This window comes from Luteibacter sp. SVR4-7G (assembly GCF_056755555.1).
The window spans coordinates 41599-64731 of the sequence record NZ_JBPGXO010000013.1 but is presented as its reverse complement, the minus strand read 5'-3'; the positions used below and the strand labels follow the sequence as shown (position 1 = coordinate 64731).

Here is a 23133-nt window from a genome sequence, read left to right as displayed (position 1 = left end):
CCTTTTGACAATTCAACCGGCCGCACGCCACGCTTCGCGCTTTCCCGGATGGACACGCCACGATGACCCTTTCCCCGCTCGCCACCCAGCACTGCCAGCCCCGCAAAGGTAAGGAACACGCCCTGGACCGCGCCGCCATCGACGGCTATCTCGCCGGCCTTCCCGGCTGGAAGGTGAGCGCGGACGGCAAGGCCATCGTGAAGGACTTCCGCTTCCCCGATTTCCACCACACCCTCGGTTTCATCAACGCCGTCGGCTTCATGGCCAACCAGGAAGACCATCACCCGGACCTCGAAGCCGGCTACGGTCATTGCCAGGTGCTGTGGTCGACCCACGACGTGGGCGGTCTTTCGCTGAACGACTTCATCTGCGCGGCACGCGTCGAGGCTCTGCTGGACCGCTGACGTGTCCCCCGCGGGTTCGCGCTGGACCGGGCTGGTGGCGGCCCTGGCTGGGCTCGCGCTGCTGCTTGCGCTGCCCTACGTCGCGGCGGCGGTGGTCCGCGCCGCCGTCGAATCACGAAGCGCCGCGGACCGCGCCGCTTTCGCTGCCGGCGGCTCGCCGTGGACGTGGCGCTTCCGCGAACCTGACGACGTCGTCGCGGGGCACACCTTCGGAAGCGGCTCACTAGGTGCCTCCCCGGCGGGACTGGTGATCCGGGCCACGGACGGAAGGACCATCGAGATCGGCTTCCCGCTCTCCCGGCCCGCCGATATCGCCCGGCTAGATTCCCTGACATGGCACGCCGCCGCGTCCGCTACCGGCACTTACGGACTGGCGGTGCGCGAAACGCTGACCGGGCCGCTCCTGCAAGCCAGCCTGGGGACACTGAGGCCGGAGGCGCTGTCCCAGCCGATACGTCTTCAGCGACTGGCCTGGACCGGGGAAACGGGGCGTCCGATAAAGCCACCGTCGCGGGCGGCGATGTTGCGCCTGCGGATGATCCTCCCTCCCGGGGCCACGGTCGTGCTGGACAAGGCCAGGCTTCGACCGGCCGGCGGCGCGATCGCGCCTCCTTCGGTTTCGATCCCCTCGGGGCTCTCCGCAGAAGGTGTGCTGGCCTGGCGCGACGGCCAGTACGCCATCGATCCATCGATCACTTTCGGAAACGCGTTGGCCACGCCTGCCGTCCCGGCGTGGCTGGCGTGGTTGCCGCCCCTCGTGTACCTGGCAATCCTCGCCTCCCGGTTGATTCGGCGCAGGCAAACCACGGCATCCGACCTGATCGACGCCACTCTCGTCCTGGCCGGACCGTTATGGTTCATCGCCGGCCTGGACCTCGCGCCCCGGCCGGTGCCGCAGGGCATCGCGATGTTCGCCGCCGGTGTGGCCTATGCGCTCTTCCTCGCCTCTCGCCAGACGCTTCCGGCATGGCGCTGGCTCGGCACCTGGCGCACGGCCGGGGCGCCCCTGCTCGCGGTTCCCGTCGCGCTCGGCCTGGTTCTCGTCGCCGGCCACGCCCTCTCCTGGCCTCCAGCCGGACGCGTCCTGCTCTATGTCGGCTGGGCCCTGTTCCAGCAATGGCTGCTTCTGGCGGTCATCGGCGCCCTGCTGGCGCGGGCACTCCCGCGTCCGTGGGCCATCCTGCTCACGGCGCTCGCCTTTGCCCTGCTGCACACGCCGAACGGGCTGCTGATGCAGCTGTGCTTTGTCGCCGAACTGGGTTGGGCATGGTGGTATTTCCACCGCCGCGCGCTGCTGCCGGTCGCCGTGGCGCATGCCGCCAGCGCGGTGCTGCTGCAGGCCGGGCTGGCGGGCGGTGTACTGCGGTCGCTGGAAGTAAGTGCGCGATTCCTGAACATGTAGGAGCGCGCCTGCGCGCGACGTCTTTTCGCCGCAGTCTGAAACCTTGCGCGCCAGTTCCAAGTCAGGGCCTCAAAAGATGTCGCGCGCAGGCGCGCTCCTACAGGTCAGTCGCGGAGATTGTCGAGGAACGCCTTCAGATCGTCGGGCAAAGGTGCAGAAAAATCGTAGTTCTTGCCGCCGAGATCGAAGCTCATCCTCGAGGCGTGCAGGAACATGCGCTTCAGGCCCCTCGCACGGAAGCGCTTGTTCGCCTCCTCGTCGCCGTATTTCGGGTCGCCGGCCAGGGGGTGGCCGATGTACTGGGCATGCACGCGGATCTGGTGGGTACGGCCCGTGCCGAGCGTGGCCTGCATGAGTCGCGCTCCCGGGTACTGTTCCAGTTCCTGGAAGAAGGTGAGCGAGGGCTTGCCCGCATCGTCCACCCGCACCATGCGCTCGCCACCGTGGAGAACGGACTTCAACAGGGGTGCATTGACGTCGAACTTCGCTTTTCGCGGCGTCCCGGTCATGAGGCACAGGTATTGTTTGGTCACCTCGTTGTCGCGGATGAGCGCCTGGAGGCCGGTGAGACCAGGACGCGACCGGGCCAGGACCAGCACCCCGCTGGTGTCGCGATCGAGGCGGTGGACCAGTTCCAGGTGCTCGTTCGGCCGCGCCGCGCGCAGCAGCTCGATGGCGCCATGGCTCACCCCGCTGCCGCCATGGGCGGCGATACCCACCGGCTTGTCGATCACCAGGAAGTGCTTGTCCTCGAAAATGACCGCATCGGCCACGGCCTTCACCATGCCCGACGGTGCCACCCCCTCCTCGCGCTCGGCCACGCGGACCGGGGGAATGCGCAGCATGTCGCCCAGCGCGAGGCGGGTCTCCGGCTTGGCGCGCTTACCGTTGATACGGACCTGGCCCGTTCTCAACAGGCGGTAGACGAGGCTGCGCGGCACCCCCTTGAGCAGGGTCATCAGAGCGTTGTCCACGCGCTGACCGTCCCGCTCGGGACCGATTTCGACCTGGCGCACACCTTGGCCGCCGTCGAGGGAAGTTGCCGTCTGCATTGATAAAACTCGAAATTGATAGGATACTCGGCGAGCGCCAGGCTCCGCTGAAGACTCATCTCTCGCGGGGTGCCGGTGCCGCCGCGTAAGGCGAGTGTCGCGCCGTTCCGTCCGAGGGGTCGGAAGGCGGGGACACCCCACATCGTAGCGGTTCGGGTTGCGGTTGTCCGGGTAATCCGTAGGGATGCGGGCCGGTTGCAAGGCGCTTATTCACGAATCACGCCGGGTCCAGGTATTGGTCCCGGATCCCATGCCGCTTGAAGCCTCACCGCTGCGGCGCGATCCCCGGCAGGCCGCCACATGGGCGCCACCGCGGCGCGCGGCCGCGCGGCAAGGCCGAGGAACCTACAATGAAGCGTATGTTGATCAACGCGACTCAGCGCGAAGAGTTGCGTGTGGCCATCGTCGATGGTCAGAACCTTTACGATCTCGATATCGAAATCCCGTCCCGGGAACAGAAAAAAGCCAATATCTACAAGGGCCGCATCACCCGCGTCGAACCCTCCCTCGAAGCCTGCTTCGTCGACTACGGCGCCGAGCGCCATGGCTTCCTCCCGCTGAAGGAGGTCGCTCGCGAATATTTCAACCCGAACGCGGAAGGCAAGTCGAACATCCGCGAACTCCTCAAGGAAGGCCAGGAAATCATCGTCCAGGTCGAGAAGGAGGAGCGTGGCAACAAGGGCGCCGCCCTGACGACGTTCATCAGTCTCGCCGGCCGCTACATGGTGCTGATGCCGAACAACCCCCGTGCCGGCGGCGTGTCGCGCCGCATCGAGGGTGAGGACCGGCAGGCGCTGAAGGAAGCCATGGAGCACCTCTCGGTGCCCGACGACATGGGCCTCATCGTGCGCACCGCCGGCATGGGCCGCGACGCCGAGGAGCTCCAGTGGGACCTCGACTACCTCCTGCAGCTGTGGAAGTCGATCTCGGCCGCCGCGAATTCGCAGAAGGCGCCGTTCCTGATCTACCAGGAATCCAAGCTGTTCATCCGCGCCCTTCGCGACTACCTGCGCAACGACATCGGCGAAATCCTGATCGACGAGGAATCGCTGTTCAACGACGCGCGGGACTTCGTCCAGCAGGTGATGCCCAACAACCTGCGCAAGCTGAAGCTGTACCAGGATCCGACGCCGCTGTTCTCGCGTTACCAGATCGAAACCCAGATCGAGAGCATCTTCGAGCGCAATGTGCGTCTGCCCTCCGGCGGTTCGATCGTCATCGACCAGACGGAAGCCCTCACCGCCATCGACATCAACTCGTCGAAGGCCACCAAGGGCAGCGATATCGAGGAAACGGCGTTCAACACCAACCTCGAGGCCGCCACGGAGATCGCCCGCCAGTTGCGCATCCGCGACGCCGGCGGCCTGATCGTCATCGACTTCATCGACATGGACAGCCCGCGCCACCAGCGCGAGGTAGAGGAGCGCCTGAAGGACGCTCTCAAGGCCGACCGCGCCCGCGTCCAGATCGGCCGCATCTCACGCTTCGGCCTCCTCGAGATGTCGCGCCAGCGCCTGCGCCCCAGCCTGGGCGAAGCCACCCAGATCGTCTGCCCGCGCTGCGAAGGCCATGGCCACATCCGCAGCGTGGAATCGCTGGCGCTGTCCACCCTGCGCCTGATCGAAGAACACGCCATGAAGGAAAACACCGGGCAGGTCCTGGTGCAGGCGCCGCCGGCGGTCGCCAACTTCATGCTCAACGAGAAGCGCGCCAGCATCGTCGAGATCGAGCTGCGCCACAGCGTGCACGTGGTCGTGGTGGCCGACGAGAAGCTGGAAACCCCGCACCTCGAGATCACCCGTATCCGCGAGGCGGACATGGGCGAGCACAGCAAGCCGAGCTACGAGCGCACCACCCCGGCGGTCGCCACGGCGCTGCCGAAGATGGGCCAGGCGCTGGGCAGCGGCGAGCAGCCGCTGGTCACTGGCGTGGTCCCGTCCACGCCCGCCCCCCTGCGCGACGATGACGAGATCGAAGCTCCCGCTGCGCCGGCCCAGGCCGCGCGTCGTCCGGCACCCGCGGCGCCCGCCGGCGGCTTCTTCTCCCGCCTGTTCGGCAGCCTGTTCGGCGGCGCTACCGCGGCGCCGGCAGCCGAGCCCGCCAAGCCCGCACGGCGCGAGGAATCGCGCCAGGGCGGTCGTAGCGATCGCCATGCCCGTCGCGACGACCGTCGTGGCAACGAGGGCCGCGGCAAGGTGAACGAACAGCGCGGCCAGCAAGGGCAGCGCAAGGACAACGCCCAGCAGCAGGCTCGCGGCCAGCAGCAGGCGAAGGGCGGCAACAAGCCGCGCCAGGGCGAGGAAAAGCAGCAGGGCCGCCAGAAGGATGGCCAGCAGCAGGCTCGTCAGGGTCGTCAGGAGCAGGCCGCGGCGCAGGGCGAGAACCGCCGTCAGCCGCGTGGCGAGCGTCAGCCACAGGGCGAGAAGGTCGAGAAGGCCGCAACAACTGCTGCCGTTGTCGCGGCCGCTGCGCAGGCCCAGGGCCCCGCAGCCGCGCCGCGCGCGCCGGCCGAGAAGGTTGCTCCCGCAGTGAAGGCCGACGATAAGCCGGTCCTGGCCGCAGAAGCGCCTGTTACGGATATCGAGGCCACGATCGCCACCAGCGCTCCTGCCCCGTCTGCCGAAGACAGCAAGGAAACCGAGGGCGGCCAGCGCCGCCGTCGCGGACGCCGTGGCGGCCGCCGTCGCCGCCGCCAGGAAGACGGTGCCCAGGCCGGTGCGGTCGAAGGTGCGACTAACGTCGATGACCTGGACGACGAGGACGGCGATGACGAGGCCCAGCCCGCCACCGCCCGGCCCAGCCCGAGCGTGCCGCCCGTGCTCGACACCGCGGCCGCGGCCGAGAACGCGTTCGCCGTGGAAGCACCCGTGCGGGTCGCGACACGCCCTGCTGCCGAGCCCGCGGACGACGAGACCGTTCCGTCGGCGCTCACCCTGCCCACCCTGCCGAAGCTGCCGCCGATTCCCGGCAGCACCGCCGCGGTGACGCCCGCCACGCACGCTGCCGACGCTGCCACGCCGGCGGATTCGGCCCAGACGCGCGCCACCGAACGCCGCCAGACCGAATCGGACGCGCCGCTGAAGAGCGCGCCGGTGACGGGCTCCGCGCCGGTGCCCGCCGCAGCTCCCATGAAGGCCGAGCAACCGCCGGTCGAGGAAATCGTGGCTGCCGCTCCGTCGTCTTCCGGCATCGGTCTGGACGCACCGGCGCGCGGCTTCCTGCCTGAAGAGCTAGAGGTAGAGGCGGCCGCCGCGAAGGCTGTCGAGGAGGCGCCTGCCGTGAAGACCGTCGAAGAGACCGCTCCGGCATCGGCACCGGCTCCGGCCCCGGTCGCGGCGACTGCGGAGGACGAGGAAAAGCCGGCACCGGCTCCCGCGCCGGCAGCTCCCGCTCCGGCAGCTCCCGCTCCGGCAGCTCCCGCTTCGGCGGCTTCCGCTGCCGGCTGGACGCCACCGGCGCAAGGCGACCTGCTCACCCGCCCGAGGCAGGAGCCGCACGGCGAGCAGTGATCCCTACGCAGTGATCCATACGAAAAACGCCGGGTCACCCCGGCGTTTTTTTGTCAGTGTCACAATGAGTTCAATTGCCAACCTGATGATTATGCGTATCGAGAAGACCGTGCACGGTCATGAGGTGTGCCAGGCCGACGACGTGCTCGACGTGCAGCTTTTCCATGAGACGCTGCTTGTACGTCGAAACCGTCTTCGGACTCAGGTTGAGTCGCTCGCCGATGGAAGTGAGCGGCATGCCGCGAACAAGCATCATCGAAACTTCCATCTCCCGCGTGGAGAGCGTATCGAACGGCGAGTCCGAGCCGTCCAGGGTAGCCAGCGCCAGCTGTTGCGCCACGGTGGGTGCGAGGTAGCGGCGACCTGAAGCGACCTGGCGAACGGCGCTCAGCAGTTCGTCCGACGAGCAGCCCTTGGTGAGATAGCCGAGTGCGCCGGCGTCCAGCAGGCGCTTGGGGAACCGCGCATCATCCACGACCGTCAGGATGACGACGTTGGTGCGCAACTTGGCGCGAATGATGCGCTCCGTCAGCTCCACGCCGCTCATGCCGGGCATGTGGACATCCACCAGCGCGATGTCCGGCGAATGCGAGCGGATGAGACGCAGACCCTCCTCCGCCGAACTCGCTTCCCCCCGGATGCGGAGATCGGCCTGCTGTTGCAGGATCATCCGAAAGCCGGTCCTGACCAGCTCATGGTCGTCGACCAATACAACGTTAATCATTTTGTGCCCTCCCTGGGCCGACTGTTCTAGGCGCGCGGTTCGGACCGGGCGCCGCCTGCGAATGCATACAATGCCAGATGTGCAGGCGAGACAACCAGCGTGAGGGTATGATCGTGACCTGAACCCGCTTTATGTAGCGGTATCCCTGCGCCACGCGCTGATGGCCGGCCTGATGATCGTGTCAGCCCTTGCCGGAGCTACATGTCAGGTTTAATCCGGGCTTTGTGCCCGGTTTCGGTTGCAACGGTGTCTCTCGCTGGCCGACGCGCGGCGACGCATCGCTCACACGCCAAGCACGCAGCCGTCAGCCTCGCCACGCCATGGTGGGCCCTCCCCCCATGACGGAGAACCCCGATGGCCAATGAGAAAAATCGCCCACCCCAGCAGCCGGGCCAGGATGTGCCGCCGAAAGACAGGCGCGGCCCGACAGAACAGGCACCGACCGATGCCTCCGGCGATCCCGTCGACGACACCGGCGAAGACAACCAGCAGAAGAAGTAATCCTTACCTCGGCATATCCAGTTCATCGGCGTCGGCCACGTCCGCGCGTACCCGGCGCGCCGCCCTGGCGGCGGCGCGTTTGCGCAGGAGGATGATGCCGGCGAGGATCAGGATGGCGGGACCCCAGCGCCCCCCGGTCGCCTTGGCGAGCAGCTTGCCAGCCGCGAGCGCCCCGATGGTGCTGGTATGCGAACCCGATGCAACCGTAGCCATGACCGTACTCCCAGCATGTTCGCCCCAAGGAGCGGACAGCGTCCCCGCCGCCGCATTGGAACGGCGTGAAGCCGGCAGCTAGACCGCCTCCACGCTCACTTGCCTTCGCGTTCCAGTACCAGGCCGGCCGCCTGCAGGTCGCCCTTCATCACGATGTCGACGCCGCGCCGCATCCAATAGGCCCCACTCGCCGATGCAGGCGTGTCGGTTGCCACTTTCCCGTGCATTGCACGAATGCGATAACGCGCTGCCGGATCCAGCCCCCGCAGACGCAGCGTCGGGAAGGCCCGCGCCTCCTCGCCCTGGCGCTGGAACGCGAACACCACTGCTTGCCGTCCGTCGGCGGCGACGGATTGGGTGGCGGACCACGGCGCCCGGTCCTGCGGCGAAAGCAGTCGGTACAGTTCGCCACGCTGCACCGTGGCGCGGATCTTCTTGTACTCGGCGATATAGTCCCGCGCCGTGGCCTCCTCGGCGGGCGTCCACTCGAGCAAGTTCGCGCCGATACCCAGGCCGCCCTGCATCGCGGAAAGAAAGCGGAAATCCAATGAGCTGCTACGTGCGTTCACCCAGTTCGGCGAGCCGGTCACCCAGGCCATCATCGTGGCGGGCGCGTAGGCGTAGCTGAAACCATCCTGGATCGAGAGGCGATCGGAGGGGTCGGTGTTGTCGGATGGCCAGACCTCGTCGGTCAGCGCCATGATGCCAAGATCCACGCGGGCGCCACCCCCGGAACACGATTCGATCTCCACACCCGGATGACGTGAGCGCAATTCGCGCAGGATGTCGTAAAGATTGTGCACGTACGCCACATACACCTTCTGCTGTTCGTCCGGCGGCATCTGCGGCCAACCCGGTTCCGACCAATTGCGGTTGTAGTCCCACTTCAGGAACTGGATGTCGTTGTCACGCAGGAGTCCGTCGAGCACCGCCAGCACATGGGCCTTCACGTCCTCGCGTGCCAGATTGAGCACGAGCTGGTGGCGTCCTTCGCTGCGCTCTCGCCCGGGGAAGTTGAGTACCCAATCGGGATGCGCGCGATACAGGTCGCTGTCTCGGTTCACCATTTCGGGTTCGACCCACAGGCCGAAGCTCATCCCCAGGCCATGCACCTTGTCGATGAGCGGTTTCAGGCCGTTCGGGAACTTGCGCCGGTTCACCACCCAGTCGCCGAGGCCGGCATGATCGTTGTCGCGCGCGCCGAACCAGCCGTCGTCGACCACGAAGCGTTCGACGCCGAGCGCAGCGGCCTTCTCGGCAAGACGCTCCTGCCCCGCCTCGTCCACCTTGAACTCGGTGGCTTCCCAGGAGTTGTACAGCACGGGACGCAGCTTTGCCTTGGCACCGCCGGGAAGGACGCGATCGCGCTCGAACCGGTGCATCAGGCGCGATGCCTCGCCGATACCTTGCGCGCTATAGCCCGCGTAGAACACCGGCGTATCGAGGCCCTGCCCGGGCTTCAGCCGGTAGGCAAAATCGAACGGGTTGTAACCGCCCGTGACCCGAACCTGGCCGAGGATGTCCTCGTCGACCTGGATGCGCCACGAACCGCTCCAGGCCAGGGCGCCGAACCAGACGTCGCCGTGCTCTTCGTCCCAGCCATCTCCGCGGCCAATGGCGAACCATGGATTGTTCTCGTCGCCGGTGCTGCCGCGGCGGCTTTCAAGTACCGTGGCGCCCTGCGTCACCGCGCGCGTCTGCAGGTGCCACTCTCCCGCCCACGTGCCGGTGAGATAGCGCAGCGAATAATCGCCGCGCGGGAGGTTCCACGTCGCGGCCGCCGCGCTGTCGATGGTCAACGCCTGTTTTCCCGCGTTCTCGATATGCGCGGAGCGCCCCACGATGCCTGTCGCTTCGTCCACCGTGTAGCGCAGGTCCACCGTCACACCGGCTTGTGCGTCGCGCAGGCGGATCGACAGCGCATCCTTTTCGATGCGGTGGCTGTCGTAACGTAGCACCAGGTCGCGGTTGCCGTCGTCCAGGCGAATCTTCAGCGCGGGCGTGGCAGTCATCGCACCGCCCCACCCTGCGTACTCCTGCGGGGTCAGGCTTCCGGCAGGATCGAACGAAGATCGCTCGGGTGCGGGAACGGCAGGTCCGAGCGGATCGCCGGCCGGCAGCCGCGCGCCCCAGTACAGGGTCTGGAGGACGCCGTCGGCATTCACGCCCATGGCATAGGTGACATCGCCCGCATCGAGGCGGAAGACACGGCGATCGGCATCGTAACGCGGCGCGGCAACCAGGCTCGAAGCGAGGAACAGGCCGGCGGCCACGGCGAGCAGGAGCCTGATGATTCGGGACGAACGATTCACGGTGTCGTATTCCTCTTTATCGCCACGTCTCGGCATGAAAGGCGAAGCATCGTTCCAGGCTGACGCCGGGCGCAAGGTCGGTCAACCCGTTGGCGAGCGGACCGCCCGGAAGATGGACGGCATTGATCGGATGGTCCACCGGTTCGAAGCAGAAAAACGTGCCTCCGTCGGGCACGTAGAGCACATACCTGTCGACGTCCGATTCGACATGCAGGCGAAGCGCCAGTGCCGGCCACTCGATCGTCGCCGCGCCGGACCAGCCCTCGAACGCATGATTGAGACCACCATGCGGCAACGCGCGGGCCATGCCGAAGTCCCATGCGCCGGGGATCGCCTCCCGGCGGACCGGCAAGGGATCGCGGCCGTCGTTCTGCCAGACCGACCGCGCGGGTGCCCGCAGGCGGACACCGTCGTGCAGAGGAAAGAATGGATGCAGCCCCAGACCGAACGGCAACGAGACATCCCCGGTATTCGTGACGCGAAGGCGTATGCGCAACGTATCGCCGTCGAGGCGATAACCGAGGAGGGCCCGATAGCTGTAGGCATCGGATACCGACTCTTCCAGGGTCAGCGCGAGCGTCCGGCTGTCGTGCTGGGCCACCGTCCATTCGCGCTGCCATCCGCTGCCGTGGATGGGCCACGCGTCGCCCTCGCGGTTGCATGCAAGAGCCACCCTCCGACCGCGGTAAAAAAAGCCGCCGTGGGCAATGCGATTGCTCCACGGCAGCAGGGGGTAACAGGCGAGGCTGTTGGGGTCCGGGGAGCCGTCCCAGCCCCTCATCAAGGCTACCCCGGCACCCCGCCCCATCCACTCCAGTGCCGCGATGCCGCCGCCGAGCCGCGGCGACACGCGCAGGTTCAGCCAATCGTTGCGCAGCTGGAGCGGGGCGGGTTCGGCCATTCGCTCAGAACGAACCGCGTACGCCGACGAAGAACGTGCGCCCGTTGGCCTCGGCATAGTTCAGCCGGTCGGCGAGGACCTGGTACTGGTAGATGTTCTCGTTGGTCAGGTTGGTCGCGTACAGGAAGATCGACGCGTGCTTGTTGAGGTTGTAGCTCGCGCTGAGATCCACCTGTCCATACGACTTCACCGAGGTAGGCTGGCCCTGGTTGCCTGCGAGCAAGGTCAGGTAGCTCTGCCGCCAGTTGTATGCGGCGCGCAGCTCGACCGGCCCCTTCTGGTAGTAAACGCTGAAGTTCGACGAATTGCCGATGCCCGGCACCGCGAAGCGGCCCGTGCTCGCGAGATGGTCCGAACTGATCGACGTGTCGCTGGTGACGTAGGTGTAGTTCGTCGCCACGCCCAGGCCGTCGAACGGCGCCGGCAGCCTGGTGAACTGGTAGTTGAAGGTGAGCTCGGCGCCCTTGATGGTGGCGTCGTTGAGGTTGACCGGCTCGGTCAGCTGGAACGGGAAGCCGAGCAAGGTCGTGTTGGTGGTGATCTTAGTGGTGAAGTTGCTGACCTTCTTGTAGAACAGGTCGATCGCGGTGTAGCTCGTATCGTTGAAATACCACTCGAGGCCCGCATCGTAGTTCTTCGACACGTACGGCAGCAGGCTGGCATTGCCCTGGTCGATGGTCTGGTCCTGCGGACGGAAGTTGTACCTGACGTTAAGCGCCAGGTCGCCCAGGTCCGGACGGGTCAGCGTCTTCGAAGCCGCCGCGCGGAAGACCAGGTCGTCGCGCAGGTTGAGCTTGAAGTTGGCGGAGGGCAGCCAGTAATGGTAATCGCCCTTCTGGGAGATCGGCGTCAGCGAGCCATACGTCGGAATCGCATTGGTCGGGTCGGCGGGGTTCACCGCGATCGCCAGGATCGGGATGGAAAACGCGCGCGACGTGGTGTCGGTCTTCGTATAGCGCATGCCGACGTTCAAGGTCCACGGCATCGCCGCGTCCTGCTCGAAGGTTGCCGTGCCGTAGGCCGACGTCGTGTGCTCCTTGATCTGCGCATACGAGCTGGGGTCGATCTGCGCCTTGAAACTCCCTCCGTTGGCCGCCAGCGCGGCCTGGAACGCCGCGGGGTTCGCCAGCTGGTTGTACGCAGCCGGCGAAGCCAGGTACTGGAACAGCTTGTCGACATCGTAGGTGACCCACTGGTGCGGGAAGGTCGACGACACGCCGTCCACCAGGCTGCCACCATTGAAGACATGGGCGTCGACGGCATCCGCCGGAACGTTCACCGCGTAACCGCAATAGACCGCGCAGGCCACATCGTCGGGCGTCTTGTAAGTGACCTTGGTCTTCTTGCGCTGCGTGCTCGACACGCCGAAGTCCAGCCGTGACAGCGTGCCGTCCAGGAAGCTCTTGGAGAAATGCAGCTTGTTCTCGAAGATGGCATCCGTGACGTTGGCGCTCTGCGTGCCCTGGTTCGGCACGTGGGCGTGCAGCGAGTCGATGTCGTCGGTGGGCAGGAAACCGGTCCAGCTGGGCAGATGATCGCTGCCGCCGTTCTGCCACTGCGGTGTGGCACCGATGTTGCGCGTGCCCAGCACGGTGAAGTTGCTGTCCGCCGACTTCTTGTTCCAGGCGCGCGACACCGCGCTGTCGAAGTCCACCTGCATCGACGGATCGATCTGCCAGTTGAAGTTCGCGCCTACCTGCGTGTTGAAGGCGTCGCGCGGCACTGAGCTCACGATGTAATCGTTCGCCATGCCGCCCGAGGCATCCACGCCGAAATGCTGCGCGGTGCCGTTGGCATCCGGCGTGATGGAGTTGATGATGCCCGTGTTGGTGTAGAGACCGAATCCGCGCACGTCGGAATCCACCTGGTACTCCGAGAACAGGCCGTCCACCTTTACCGTGAAGTCGTCGGCGGGCTTCCAGTCGATGGCGCCATTGAACGAGCGGCGGGTACGGGTTTCCTGGGTCGACTGCCCCTGCAGGGTCTGCGGGAGCGAGACGTTCGTATACGCGGGGTTGATGCGCGAAAAGTCCTGGTTGCTCAGCCAGCCGCCCGTATCCATCGTCTGCTGCACGTGGTCGCGCTTGTAGTACACCACCGAGGCGAGCCAACCGAAAGTGTGGTCCGCATTGGTGTTGCCGATCATGCCGGAGACCTTCGGCGTGGTCTTGCCGCCGAAGCCGCCCCCCGTATGGTCGTTGACCGCGGCGGCGCTGCCGGCGCCATGCCACCCGTTGAAGTCGAAGGGGCGCGCGGTGATCACGTTCACGGTACCGCCGATGCCGCCTTCTTCCGTGTCCGGCGTGGCGGTCTTCTGCACCACCGCCTGCTGGATGATCTCGGACGGCAGGACGTCGAAGTCGAACGCGCGATCGGTCGCCGCAGTAGCCATCGTGCGGCCGTTCACCAGGACGTTCACGAAGTTCGGGCCGAAGCCGCGCACGGTGATCTGGTTGGACTCGCCGCCGCCACGGTTGACCGACACGCCCGGCACGCGCTGCAGCGCGTCGGCCACGTTCTGGTCGGGAAACTTGCCCGCTTCTTCGGCCGATACGGAATCCACGACGCTGATGGAGTCGCGCTTGGTGGCCTGGGACAGGTACAGCGACTGCAACTGGCCAGTCACCTGAACCCCGTTGAGTTCGGTCACGGACTTCTTGTCCTTGACCTTGTCACTTCCGGTGGAACCGGCGTTCGTGTCCTGCGACTGGACCACCGGGCCGCCCGGGGCCGCGGTAGCAGCGTCCTGCGCGACGGCCTGGAAAGACCCGCCGATGAGACCGATACCGATCATGCCCGCCAACGCGTTGCGCACCGACAACGCCAATACCTTCCGCTGCATTCCGACGCCCCTTTATGGATGGACTGCCTTCATCTCCAAACCGGGTAAACGAAGGCCGCAGTCAGCCGTCGAGGGCAAGCTATTGCCCTCGCGCTTTGTGTGTCCTGTCGATCCCGAACTGTTTCCCCGCGACGCCGGGCCAGCACCATCCCAGCCCGGTCGTCCATGGCTGAATTGTAGTATTTTATTATTATCGGACTGCAAGCTGCGCCGCAGCATGCGCGGAAACGGCAAGGGGACGCCGTATCAGGCGGATTTCGTCCGGCGCCCGCGGCCGCGGATGTTTTCCCGCGAAGTGGCAACCATGCCCAGCATGGCCTCGCGAGCTACCTCGGGCTGGCGTTTCCGTACTGCCTCGTAGACCTTCTCGTGATGCGGGAGGGCCAGCTTGAAGTTCCCGGAATTGCGCGCGGAAAGCAGGAAGAACGTGCCGAGCGCCGTCGCGATCACCGAGAACAGCGAGACCATGAGTTCGTTGTTGGTGGCGCGCAGGAGCGCCTCGTGGAAGGCCAGGTCGGCCTGGGCCCAGGCGTCGAGATCCTCTGAAGATGCCATGGCCTCATAAGCCGCCTTGAGGTCCGCAAGCTGCCCGGCGGTGCGCCGCTTCGCCGCTGCGGCAGCGGCGGCGGGCTCGATAAGCTCGCGCATCTCCACGAGTTTCTCGACGAAGCTTTCGGTGGGCATCAGGGCGCAGCGCCAGGCCAGCACGTCCGCATCCAGCTGGTTCCAGTGGATGGCGTCGCGTACGCGCGCCCCGGTACGCTGGCGGGATTCGATGAGCCCTTTGGCGACGAGCACCTTCATGGCCTCGCGCAAGGCCGTGCGGCTCACCTTCATCCTCTCCGCGAGCACCTCCTCGCGTGGCAGCCCTTCGCCCGGCGCCAGCTTGCCGCTGACGACCAGCTGTCCCAGCTCCTGGACCACTTGGCTATGCAGGTTACGCGTGGCCACAGGTTTCACTATGTGTCGCTCCCTCGGTATGCGATGCGCTATATCTCGCGGCAACGCTACACAGCAGCGTCCCTGGGCGTCAATCCGACAATGGCCTACGCTCCATCGCGTGACGCTGCTCACATCACCACCCGGCTCTCATCCGTCAAGGTGGCCGGTATCGAGGAGAAACCCGCATGAAGTGGACGTCCCTTTACACGCGGCCATGGCTCGTGGCCACCCTGCTCTGCCTGCTTTCCCAGGGCACCTTCGCCTCCGAAGGGCTGGGGCGTGGCGACCGCTACTCGGGGACCCCATGGGCATCCCGTTCGCCGGTGCTGGCACAACATGGCATGGCCGCCACCGAGCAACCGCTAGCCTCGCAAATCGCCCTCGACATCCTGAAGAAGGGCGGCAGCGCAGTCGATGCGGCGATCGCGGCCAACGCCGCCCTGGGGCTGATGGAACCGGTGCTCAATGGCATCGGAGGCGATTGCTTCGCGATCGTCTGGGATCCGAAGACGGGCAAGCTCTACGGATACAACGGTTCCGGACCGTCCGCAAAATCTCGCGACCTAGCGAAGATGCGCGCCGAAGTGAAGGACGCTTACGCGAAGGCCGGCATGCCGTACAAGGACCACATACCGCCGATGGGCTCGCTCCCCATCACCGTGCCCGGGACGGTCGACGCCTGGTTCGCCCTGCACGACAGGTTCGGCAAGCTGTCCATGGCAGACGACCTCGCACCGGCCATCGCCTATGCGAAGAACGGGTTCCCCGTGACCCAGCTGGTAGCGGCCTATTGGAAGGGCAACTTCGCCGCCTTCGAGAAGCGGGAAAAGCTGGTGGGCGATCTCACCAATGCCCGCGCCACGTACCTCATCGACGGACACACGCCCGCCGAGGGCGAGGTCTTTCGCAATCCGGACCTTGCGCATACGTTGTCGCTGCTCGCCGAAGGAGGCCGCGACGCCTTCTACAAGGGAAGCATCGCCCACACGATCGATGCCTACTTCAAACGCGTGGGCGGGGACCTCCGGTATGCCGATTTTGCCGACTACCATGGCGAATGGGTCACCCCCCAATCAGTGAACTACCGAGGGTACGACGTCTACGAACTGCCCCCGAACGGCCAGGGCTTCGCGGTGCTGGAGATGCTGCAGATCCTGAAGCACTTCGACCTCCGGAAGATGGGCCAGGGTAGCGCCGACACGCTGACCGTCATGCTCGAAGCCAAGCGCATGGCGTACGAAGACCTGGCCAGGTACTACGCCGATCCCCGCTTTGCGAAGGCACCGATGACGGCCTTGATCTCCGAGGCGTATGGCGCGAAGCGCGCTGCATCGATCCGGCCCGATCGCGCTGAGCCGGCCATCGGACCGGGCGACCCGAAGCTGTTCGACGGCGACACCACCTATTTCACGACGGCGGACAAGGACGGCATGATGGTGTCCATCATCCAGTCAAACTATCGCGGCATGGGCTCCGGCCTCGTCGCCGATGGCCTGGGCTTCATGTTCCAGGATCGCGGCGAGCTCTACTCGCTGCGCGACGGCGACGCGAACGTCTACGCGCCCGGCAAGCGTCCGTTCCACACCATCATTCCCGCCTTCGTCATGAAGGACGGCAAGCCGTTCCTGTCCTTCGGGCTGATGGGCGGCGACATGCAGCCGCAGGGCCATGTGCAGGTGCTGTCCAACATCATCGACTTCGGCATGAACGTGCAGGACGCCGGCGACGCCGCGCGCTGGCGGCACGTCGGTAACGCCGAGCCCACCGGCGAAGCGTCGACGGGCATCGGCAGCGTCGAAATGGAATCGGGCTTCGATCCGGCTGTGAAGACGGCGCTGTCCGCGCGAGGCTACAAGATCATTCCCGGCAGCGGCAATTTCGGCGGATACGAAGCGATCATGTTCGATGCGAAGCAGCATGTTTACTGGGGCGCGACCGAGATGCGCAAGGACGGCACGGTGACCGGCTACTGACCCTCGAACGCCCTGCCCCCAATCCCGCGAACCTCAGAAGGTATGTGACGATGACCGACACCATGCGAACCGCTCCCCGCAGCGCCACGTTGAAGCTCCTCGTTCTAAGTATGGGCCTCGCACTGGCGGGCGCCGCCGCCGCGCAGTCGACGACAGGCTCGGTCTTCGGGACGATCGCCGGGGACAGCACGGGCGACACGGTTCGCGTGGAAGGATCCAACGGCATACGTCGCGAGGTGGCGGTGGACCGGAGCGGCCACTACCAGGCGGGCTCGCTGCCCGTCGGTACCTACGCCGTCAGCCTTTTTCGTAACGGCACCCTCGTTTCGACGCGCGAGAACGTCGCGCTCCGCGTCGGTGGCGCCGCGCAGATCGATTTCACGGGCGCCGCGCCGGCATCGGCTACTGCCACGAACCTGGGTGGCGTGACCGTATCGGCAACTGCCCAGCCCGCCATCGACGTCACGACGGTCGATTCGCGCACCGTGATTTCCGCTGAACAACTGCGGCAACTGCCTCTCGCCAGGACGGCCGAGGACATCGCATTGCTCGCGCCCGGGACGGCTACTTCAGGTGCCTTGTACGCCAGCCGTATAGGCGGTGGAGGCAACCTGGTGTCCTTTGGCGGTTCAAGCGGCGCGGAGAACGCGTACTACATCAATGGATTCAATACGACCGACCCCTACAAGGGCGAAGGCGCCCTGCAATTGCCCTACGGCGCCATCGACCAGCAGGAGGTGCTGACCGGAGGGTACAGCGCCAAATACGGGCGCTCGGACGGTGGCGTCATCAACCAGGTGGGAAAGAGCGGGACGAATACGTGGCACTACGGGTTCCAGGCGCAATGGAGTCCACGCTCGCTCGCATCGTCGCCGGACAACATACGCTATGCGCAGAACCGCTTCGCCGGCCAGCTCTACGACTACCGCGACGAGGACAAGAGCTGGACGACCACTTATAGCGCCTACATCGGCGGCCCGCTGATCGCGGACCGCCTGTACATGTTCGCCGCGGCCGAGCAGGACACGACACGCGGCGATACCACCGCGACGAATGCCGATCCGTCGAATCCTTTCGCACAGTCCTCGCGGCTCCACTACAAGAACAAGACGCCCAAGTGGTACGGGAAGCTCAACTGGAACATCACCGACAACAACATCCTCGAAGTCACCGGCATCCACAGCGAGCAGTCCGGTTCCGGTCAGAACGAGAACTTCACCTACGCGAACCTCGGCACGAATGGTCATTCCGTCCCATCGGTATTTACGAAGACGGGTGGCACCGCCTACATCGGCAAGTTCACGAGTTATATCACCGATGGCCTCACCTTCACCGCCCTCTGGGGCCGCATGCGACTGCATGACTACAACTCACCCGCGGGCTACGACCCGACCCTGCCCTACCTGCAAAACATCACGGACCAGGATCCGCTGCTGAACGGAGGACGCTCGATCAGCAACTCGCAAACGATCTCGTCGCTGTCCGCGCCCGACCAGGGCTCGCAGAACACCAGCCTGCAGCTGAACCTGGAATGGAAGCTCGGCGATCACACGCTCAACCTCGGCGTGGACAACGACAAGCCCGAGACCATCGACCAGGGCAACAACCAGTCCACCTGGACCTACGGCCAGAGCGCAGGCGCGATCGACATCGCCAACGGCATTGGTGCGCCCGGTGGCCGCGGCTACTACGTCGTCAACGAAATCACCAACGGTGCCTCCGGCGTGAAGACCGTCGAGAAGGCGCAGTACCTCGAGGACAACTGGCAGATCAGCGACCGTTTCCTGCTCAGCCTCGGCATCCGCAACGATTCCTTCGACAACTACAACAACAGCAGCGTGAAGTTCACCTCGCAGGACCATAACTGGTCGCCTCGCGCGGGCTTCAGCTGGGACGTGTTCGGCGACGCCTCCCTCAAGGTGTTCGGCAACCTGGGCCGCTACTATCTGGCCATCAACAACAATACGGCCTATGACGGCGCCACGGGTTACCAGTGGCAGCGCAGCTATTACACCTATACCGGCATCGCTCCCGATGGCATGCCGACGGGCCTGTCGCAGTTCGGCAGCTTTTACGTCAACGGGCATACGGGCGCAGCGCCCGATCCACGGACGGTCGCCTCCACGAACCTGGGTGCGGAGTACCAGGACGAATTCATCCTGGGTGCCACGAAGGCGCTGGGTGAGCATTGGGTCGCCGGGGTCAAGGGCACCTTCCGCAAGCTTCGGCAGATTTCCGACGACGTCTGCGACAGCGCGAACCTGCTCATCGCCAAGGCGGAAAACCAATACGGCCTCACCGACGACCAGATCAGCGCGAACCGTGGCGGCTGCTACATCTTCAACCCCGGGAAGACGAACGACTTCCAGGTCGCGACCACGAACGGATACGTGAATGTACCGATGAGCGACGCCGACTGGGGATTCAAACAAGGACCCAAGCGGAATTACTACGCCCTCGAAATGTTCCTCGAGCATCCCCTGTCCGACGGCCCCTGGGGTGGCCGGGTCGACTACGTGTTCTCGCGAAGCTACGGCAACTCGTCGGGGCTGCTCACGGCAAGCCGCGGCGACGACTCGGTGGGCGTCACCCAGGACTGGGACAATGCCTATGTCATGGAGCACGCCAACGGCCTGCTGAGCAACAACCACACCCACCAGCTCAAGTTGAACGGCGTCTACCGGTTCTCCCCTGAATGGATGGTTTCGGGCGTGGTGCGGATCGCTTCCGGCGCTCCCCGTTACTGCCTCGGCTTCTACGGACCGACGCCCGACGATCCGGCGACCAACAGCCCGAACGGCTACGGCAGCCTGTACCACTGGTGCAACGGACAACCGTCCCCGCCCGGCAAACAAGGCGACCTGCCGTGGACGCACCAGGTGGACCTCAACCTCGACTACTCGCCGGAGTTCGCACACCACCACCTGTCCTTCGACCTGAGCGTGTTCAACGTCTTCGACGAACAGCGTCCGCTTGCCATCTACTCACGGAACAACTCCAGCGCCACCCCGTCCCAGCGCGACGATCTCTATGGCACGGCGACGGTACTGGAGCCGCCGCGATACGTGCGGCTTGGAATGAACTACGATTTCTGATTCCAGGCTGGTCTTTCCGTGCTCGAACCACGGCGAGGAGCCCGCTGTTGCTGTATCCGATGACGGATGTGCGAACGCCAGCCATCTGACCAGCGTTCGCGCATCGATACCCAGCCGACCGGAATGCCACCCTGAGGCACTTGGAATCGTTATCGGTGGTACTCCACCCGCAAGCCCCACGTATTCACGGTGATGGACTGGGAGTAACGCTGGCCGCGAAACTCCCCGCCAACCTCCGGCCGGTACCGGTCGGCAGCGAGCGCCACCTCAAATCGAGGGGTGACTTCGTAACCCAAAGCCACGCCCCAGTACGCTCCGTTGCGCACCCGTCGATGTCCCTCACCGGGGCTCGCGAAAGGAACACCGTTGTCCTCGCCGGTCTCGTGCACCGTGTACTGCGAGCGATACCGGGCAATACCCCCGTGTGCCATCAGCGAGAAACCACGGCCGATCTGCCAGCGAAGGTTCGCGCCGAGCAAGGGTGCCTTGACTGACTCTTTGCGCTTGTAATATGCAGTAACGTCGTGCCCCATATAGGGGTCCCATACTCCGGCGCGACTGCTTGACTCGCCGAGGTCAGCGTACCCGGCTCAAGTCCGAGGTGGACCGCAGGCGAAAGCGTCCAGCGATAGCCCAAGGCCAGGGAGGCCGCTCTATCGCTTCGATCGGAACTGATCCCCAGGCTGTGTGGGAACAGCCCGCCGCCCGCCCGGTTGTTCAGGAGATCGTTGCGCTCAAACGAGCTACGACCCAGTCCAAGGGAAATAAATGACGATCCATCAACTGCTTGCGCAATGGGAACCGTCATGACCGCCAGTGCCAGTGCTGTGGCGGCGCCAGTCAGTCTGCTTACGGGTCGAATACGCGTCTTGGCCATTGGCCAGGTCTCCCCCTTTTTTGAAGACGCGATTGTACGAATTGCTCGCCCCTCGTTCTGTAGGGGAAACCCTACATCAACGGACGAGGTGGCCTCACGCATCCCTCGGGCCACCCCAAAGCGAATCATCAGAAGCGGAATTCCACAGCCGCACCGTACGTGTCGAACTTCACCGTCTCCTTGATGCCGTACGCTTCGTACTTGGGCGCGTAGTGATCGTAGGTGAAACTCAGGCTGACCTGCGGGTTGAAGTCGTAACCGAACCCGAGACCGGCGTAATAGTTGGTGTCGTAGTACCGATAGTGGCCGCTGGAACTTTCCGCGGGGGCACCGTCCAGGCTACCGCTCGAGTGCACGCGGTTGTCGTTTCTATAGCGCGCGATTCCGCCATGAGCGGTGATGAAATACTGCCCGGACAATTCCCATTTCGCACTGACGCCAAGGAGAAGAGCTTCGTTTTTCGTCCTGATCCGGCTTTGGCTCATCAGCGTATGCGAACCCGCGAAGTCGGTGAACGCGACTGTGTTGGAGAACGTGTAGTTTCCGCGATCGAGGTTGACATAACCGCCCTCCACACCGAAGTAAAAGGGCGCCCGGACCGCCCAGCGGTAGCCGCCCAGCACGCCGTACGTGGAACTGCCCCTGGCATCGCTATCCGAATGTCCCGCACCCGCCTGGACGAAGCCGCCCTGGCTGTCGGCGAGCGCGACGAACGAGGTGGAGAATGCCACGGTACCCGCGGCTACGAGCAATAGAGCCTTCTTCTTCATGAATTTCCCTGTTCCAAATCGACGCCCGGCCCGATAGCCGACGCGGCCCCTGGAGGCAGCGCATTCTAGCCTTGCCGACGGCGGAGATTCGATGCCTTCGTCCGCAGGCGATGGCGTAGGAGTTCCCTTACACCAAAATGGGCATTCGCCTACAGACTGCGCAGACAAGACGATCGCATGATGCCAACGCCGTGGCTCTCACGGCCCTCAAGGGGGAAATTCATGAACCTCGCAGCGCTAGGCCTCGCGGCCTTGACGGTAGCCGTCTCGATTCCGGCACAAGCTGGCAGCGTCAACGGCCACGTTCTGGCCATTTACGTACGTCAAAGTGATGGACTGGTTTACTTCGAAACGGATGGCACCATCAGTAACAGAGCCGCTTGCGCAGCCTCCAATAACCTCTGGGTCCTTCCAAACGAAAACTCGGAAACATCCAAGCGTCAGTATGCAGCACTCCTCGCCGCCAAGGCATCTAACGTTTCGATTGATGTCTTCGGATCTGGCTTGTGCGGTCGCTGGGTCAACAGCGAAGACGTTGACACCATCGTCGTACGCAACTGACACGGAGCCCTGGTCATGCTATCAAAACGACTGTCGATAATCGCCGGACTGCTGATTCCCTTCGCCTCACACGCGCAGCCCGCTGACAAGTATTTCGGATATTTCGGAGGCGACTACGAGAGCCCCCAAGCTGCCGATCCGGCGAATTCGGGCTTTCCCGAGTTCAAGGACCATGTAAACCTTTACTCGATCCTGGTCTGGACCGCCGATGTTTCCGATGCGGGCAAAGCTGGCTCCGAGGCCTACGTTTTAGGTGAGCTGGCGAAAGCCAGGGCAGCCCATGTGCATGCCATCGTCCCTGCCTTCCCATTTGTTTTTCGCACGACGTTCAATGCCGATCATCAGCAAAACGGATGCTGGACCATCGAGCCCAACGCCGCACAAGCTTGGTCGAGTCTTGCCCAGAAGATGGTTGCACAGGGCTACCTTGTTCCTGGCGATCCAGCTCATAGCACGGTCGTTGCCACGTATATCGTTGACGAACCAAACTCTTCGGGGAACTGCCTCTCAGATGCCAATGGGCAAGCAAATCCGGCATGGGTAAATGCTGTGAATGCGATTAGGCAAGGTCCCGGAACCGCGACATTGCCGATCGCGTCGATCATGACCGACAACTTCCAGAACAACATGCGTCAGGGCATCCAGCTGATTGACTGGGTCGGATTCGATCATTACGGCTACAGTGACAGCGAATGGCAAGGAGCCATGAACGCATTAAAGGCGATAGCCCCGACCAAGAAGTACATTGTGGTCCCTGGCGCCAGACAGGGCTGCGACAACGTCGTCGTCGAAGGAACCGCGCGATACTTCAATGCCATTGAGAATGACCCGAGCGTGACCTGGCTCGTTCCCTTTGCGTGGTTCTCTGGCGCTGGCTCTTGCAAGGGGGTTCGCGACATACCTTCGCTGCGCGCCACCTACAGGGACCAGGGGTTGAAGATAAGGAATCAGCAATGTGACGTATCGGCGGGCGAAAAGTGGTTCTGCGGTAAAGCGGGCGATCTCAGTGCCGCGATCAACTACCTTCTCGACGAAAATTGACCGGAGAAATAGTG

At 64.7% G+C, this 23133-nt stretch carries 17 protein-coding genes; 8 read left to right on the top strand and 9 right to left on the bottom strand.

Going from position 1 to position 23133, the window contains the following annotated elements:
• The first annotated feature begins 62 nt into the window (after window positions 1-62).
• A complete protein-coding gene (locus tag ACR9ZH_RS07170; RefSeq protein WP_481290072.1) occupies window positions 63-404 on the top strand; it encodes a 4a-hydroxytetrahydrobiopterin dehydratase in 342 nt (113 codons plus the stop codon).
• Window positions 405-438: 34 nt separating this feature from the next.
• The gene (locus ACR9ZH_RS07165; RefSeq protein ID WP_481290071.1) at window positions 439-1806 is read left to right on the top strand and encodes a CPBP family glutamic-type intramembrane protease; all 1368 of its coding nucleotides are present in this window, start codon (window positions 439-441) and stop codon (window positions 1804-1806) included.
• Between the two features lie 104 nt (window positions 1807-1910).
• Here ACR9ZH_RS07165 and ACR9ZH_RS07160 read toward each other — a convergent pair whose 3' ends face one another.
• A complete protein-coding gene (locus ACR9ZH_RS07160) occupies window positions 1911-2858 on the bottom strand; it encodes an RluA family pseudouridine synthase (RefSeq protein ID WP_481290070.1) in 948 nt (315 codons plus the stop codon).
• 350 nt (window positions 2859-3208) lie between these two features.
• Between ACR9ZH_RS07160 and ACR9ZH_RS07155 the strand changes: the two genes are divergently transcribed.
• Window positions 3209-6367 (top strand): Rne/Rng family ribonuclease, encoded by a 3159-nt coding sequence (locus ACR9ZH_RS07155; protein ID WP_481290069.1) that lies wholly within the window; start codon window positions 3209-3211, stop codon window positions 6365-6367.
• A 70-nt stretch (window positions 6368-6437) separates the two neighbouring features.
• Here ACR9ZH_RS07155 and ACR9ZH_RS07150 read toward each other — a convergent pair whose 3' ends face one another.
• A complete protein-coding gene (locus tag ACR9ZH_RS07150; RefSeq protein WP_481290068.1) occupies window positions 6438-7091 on the bottom strand; it encodes a response regulator in 654 nt (217 codons plus the stop codon).
• 354 nt (window positions 7092-7445) lie between these two features.
• On the opposite strand from ACR9ZH_RS07150, the gene ACR9ZH_RS07145 reads away from it, so the two are divergent.
• Window positions 7446-7592 (top strand): hypothetical protein, encoded by a 147-nt coding sequence (locus ACR9ZH_RS07145; RefSeq protein WP_481290067.1) that lies wholly within the window; start codon window positions 7446-7448, stop codon window positions 7590-7592.
• Between the two features lie 3 nt (window positions 7593-7595).
• Here the strand turns inward: ACR9ZH_RS07145 and ACR9ZH_RS07140 are convergent, their stop codons facing one another.
• From ACR9ZH_RS07140 to ACR9ZH_RS07120, 5 genes are all read right to left on the bottom strand, one after another.
• Complete coding sequence (locus ACR9ZH_RS07140; protein WP_481290066.1) at window positions 7596-7805, bottom strand: hypothetical protein; 210 nt, start codon at window positions 7803-7805, stop codon at window positions 7596-7598.
• A 95-nt stretch (window positions 7806-7900) separates the two neighbouring features.
• Window positions 7901-10117, bottom strand: coding sequence for an alpha-galactosidase (locus ACR9ZH_RS07135; protein WP_481290065.1), 2217 nt, complete (start codon window positions 10115-10117; stop codon window positions 7901-7903).
• Window positions 10118-10133: 16 nt separating this feature from the next.
• The gene (locus tag ACR9ZH_RS07130; RefSeq protein WP_481290064.1) at window positions 10134-11018 is read right to left on the bottom strand and encodes an aldose 1-epimerase; all 885 of its coding nucleotides are present in this window, start codon (window positions 11016-11018) and stop codon (window positions 10134-10136) included.
• A 4-nt stretch (window positions 11019-11022) separates the two neighbouring features.
• On the bottom strand, window positions 11023-13860 hold the full coding sequence (locus tag ACR9ZH_RS07125) for a TonB-dependent receptor (RefSeq protein WP_481290063.1): 2838 nt from the start codon (window positions 13858-13860) through the stop codon (window positions 11023-11025).
• Window positions 13861-14106: 246 nt separating this feature from the next.
• Complete coding sequence (locus tag ACR9ZH_RS07120) at window positions 14107-14820, bottom strand: FadR/GntR family transcriptional regulator (RefSeq protein ID WP_481290062.1); 714 nt, start codon at window positions 14818-14820, stop codon at window positions 14107-14109.
• A gap of 167 nt (window positions 14821-14987) precedes the next feature.
• On the opposite strand from ACR9ZH_RS07120, the gene ggt reads away from it, so the two are divergent.
• Both ggt and ACR9ZH_RS07110 read left to right on the top strand, forming a co-directional pair.
• On the top strand, window positions 14988-16775 hold the full coding sequence (ggt, locus tag ACR9ZH_RS07115; protein WP_481290061.1) for a gamma-glutamyltransferase: 1788 nt from the start codon (window positions 14988-14990) through the stop codon (window positions 16773-16775).
• A gap of 50 nt (window positions 16776-16825) precedes the next feature.
• Window positions 16826-19870, top strand: a complete 3045-nt coding sequence (locus tag ACR9ZH_RS07110) for a TonB-dependent receptor (protein ID WP_481290060.1) — start codon at window positions 16826-16828, stop codon at window positions 19868-19870.
• Window positions 19871-20019: 149 nt separating this feature from the next.
• Here the strand turns inward: ACR9ZH_RS07110 and ACR9ZH_RS07105 are convergent, their stop codons facing one another.
• Both ACR9ZH_RS07105 and ACR9ZH_RS07100 read right to left on the bottom strand, forming a co-directional pair.
• Window positions 20020-20403 carry a hypothetical protein gene (locus ACR9ZH_RS07105; protein WP_481290059.1) on the bottom strand — a complete coding sequence of 128 codons (384 nt, stop codon included), beginning with the start codon at window positions 20401-20403 and terminating at the stop codon, window positions 20020-20022.
• A 472-nt stretch (window positions 20404-20875) separates the two neighbouring features.
• Window positions 20876-21517, bottom strand: coding sequence for an outer membrane beta-barrel protein (locus ACR9ZH_RS07100; protein WP_481290058.1), 642 nt, complete (start codon window positions 21515-21517; stop codon window positions 20876-20878).
• Window positions 21518-21739: 222 nt separating this feature from the next.
• Here ACR9ZH_RS07100 and ACR9ZH_RS07095 point away from each other — a divergent pair, with 222 nt between their 5' ends.
• A complete protein-coding gene (locus ACR9ZH_RS07095; protein WP_481290057.1) occupies window positions 21740-22078 on the top strand; it encodes a hypothetical protein in 339 nt (112 codons plus the stop codon).
• 15 nt (window positions 22079-22093) lie between these two features.
• Window positions 22094-23119 carry a hypothetical protein gene (locus tag ACR9ZH_RS07090; RefSeq protein ID WP_481290056.1) on the top strand — a complete coding sequence of 342 codons (1026 nt, stop codon included), beginning with the start codon at window positions 22094-22096 and terminating at the stop codon, window positions 23117-23119.
• Window positions 23120-23133 lie beyond the last annotated feature (14 nt).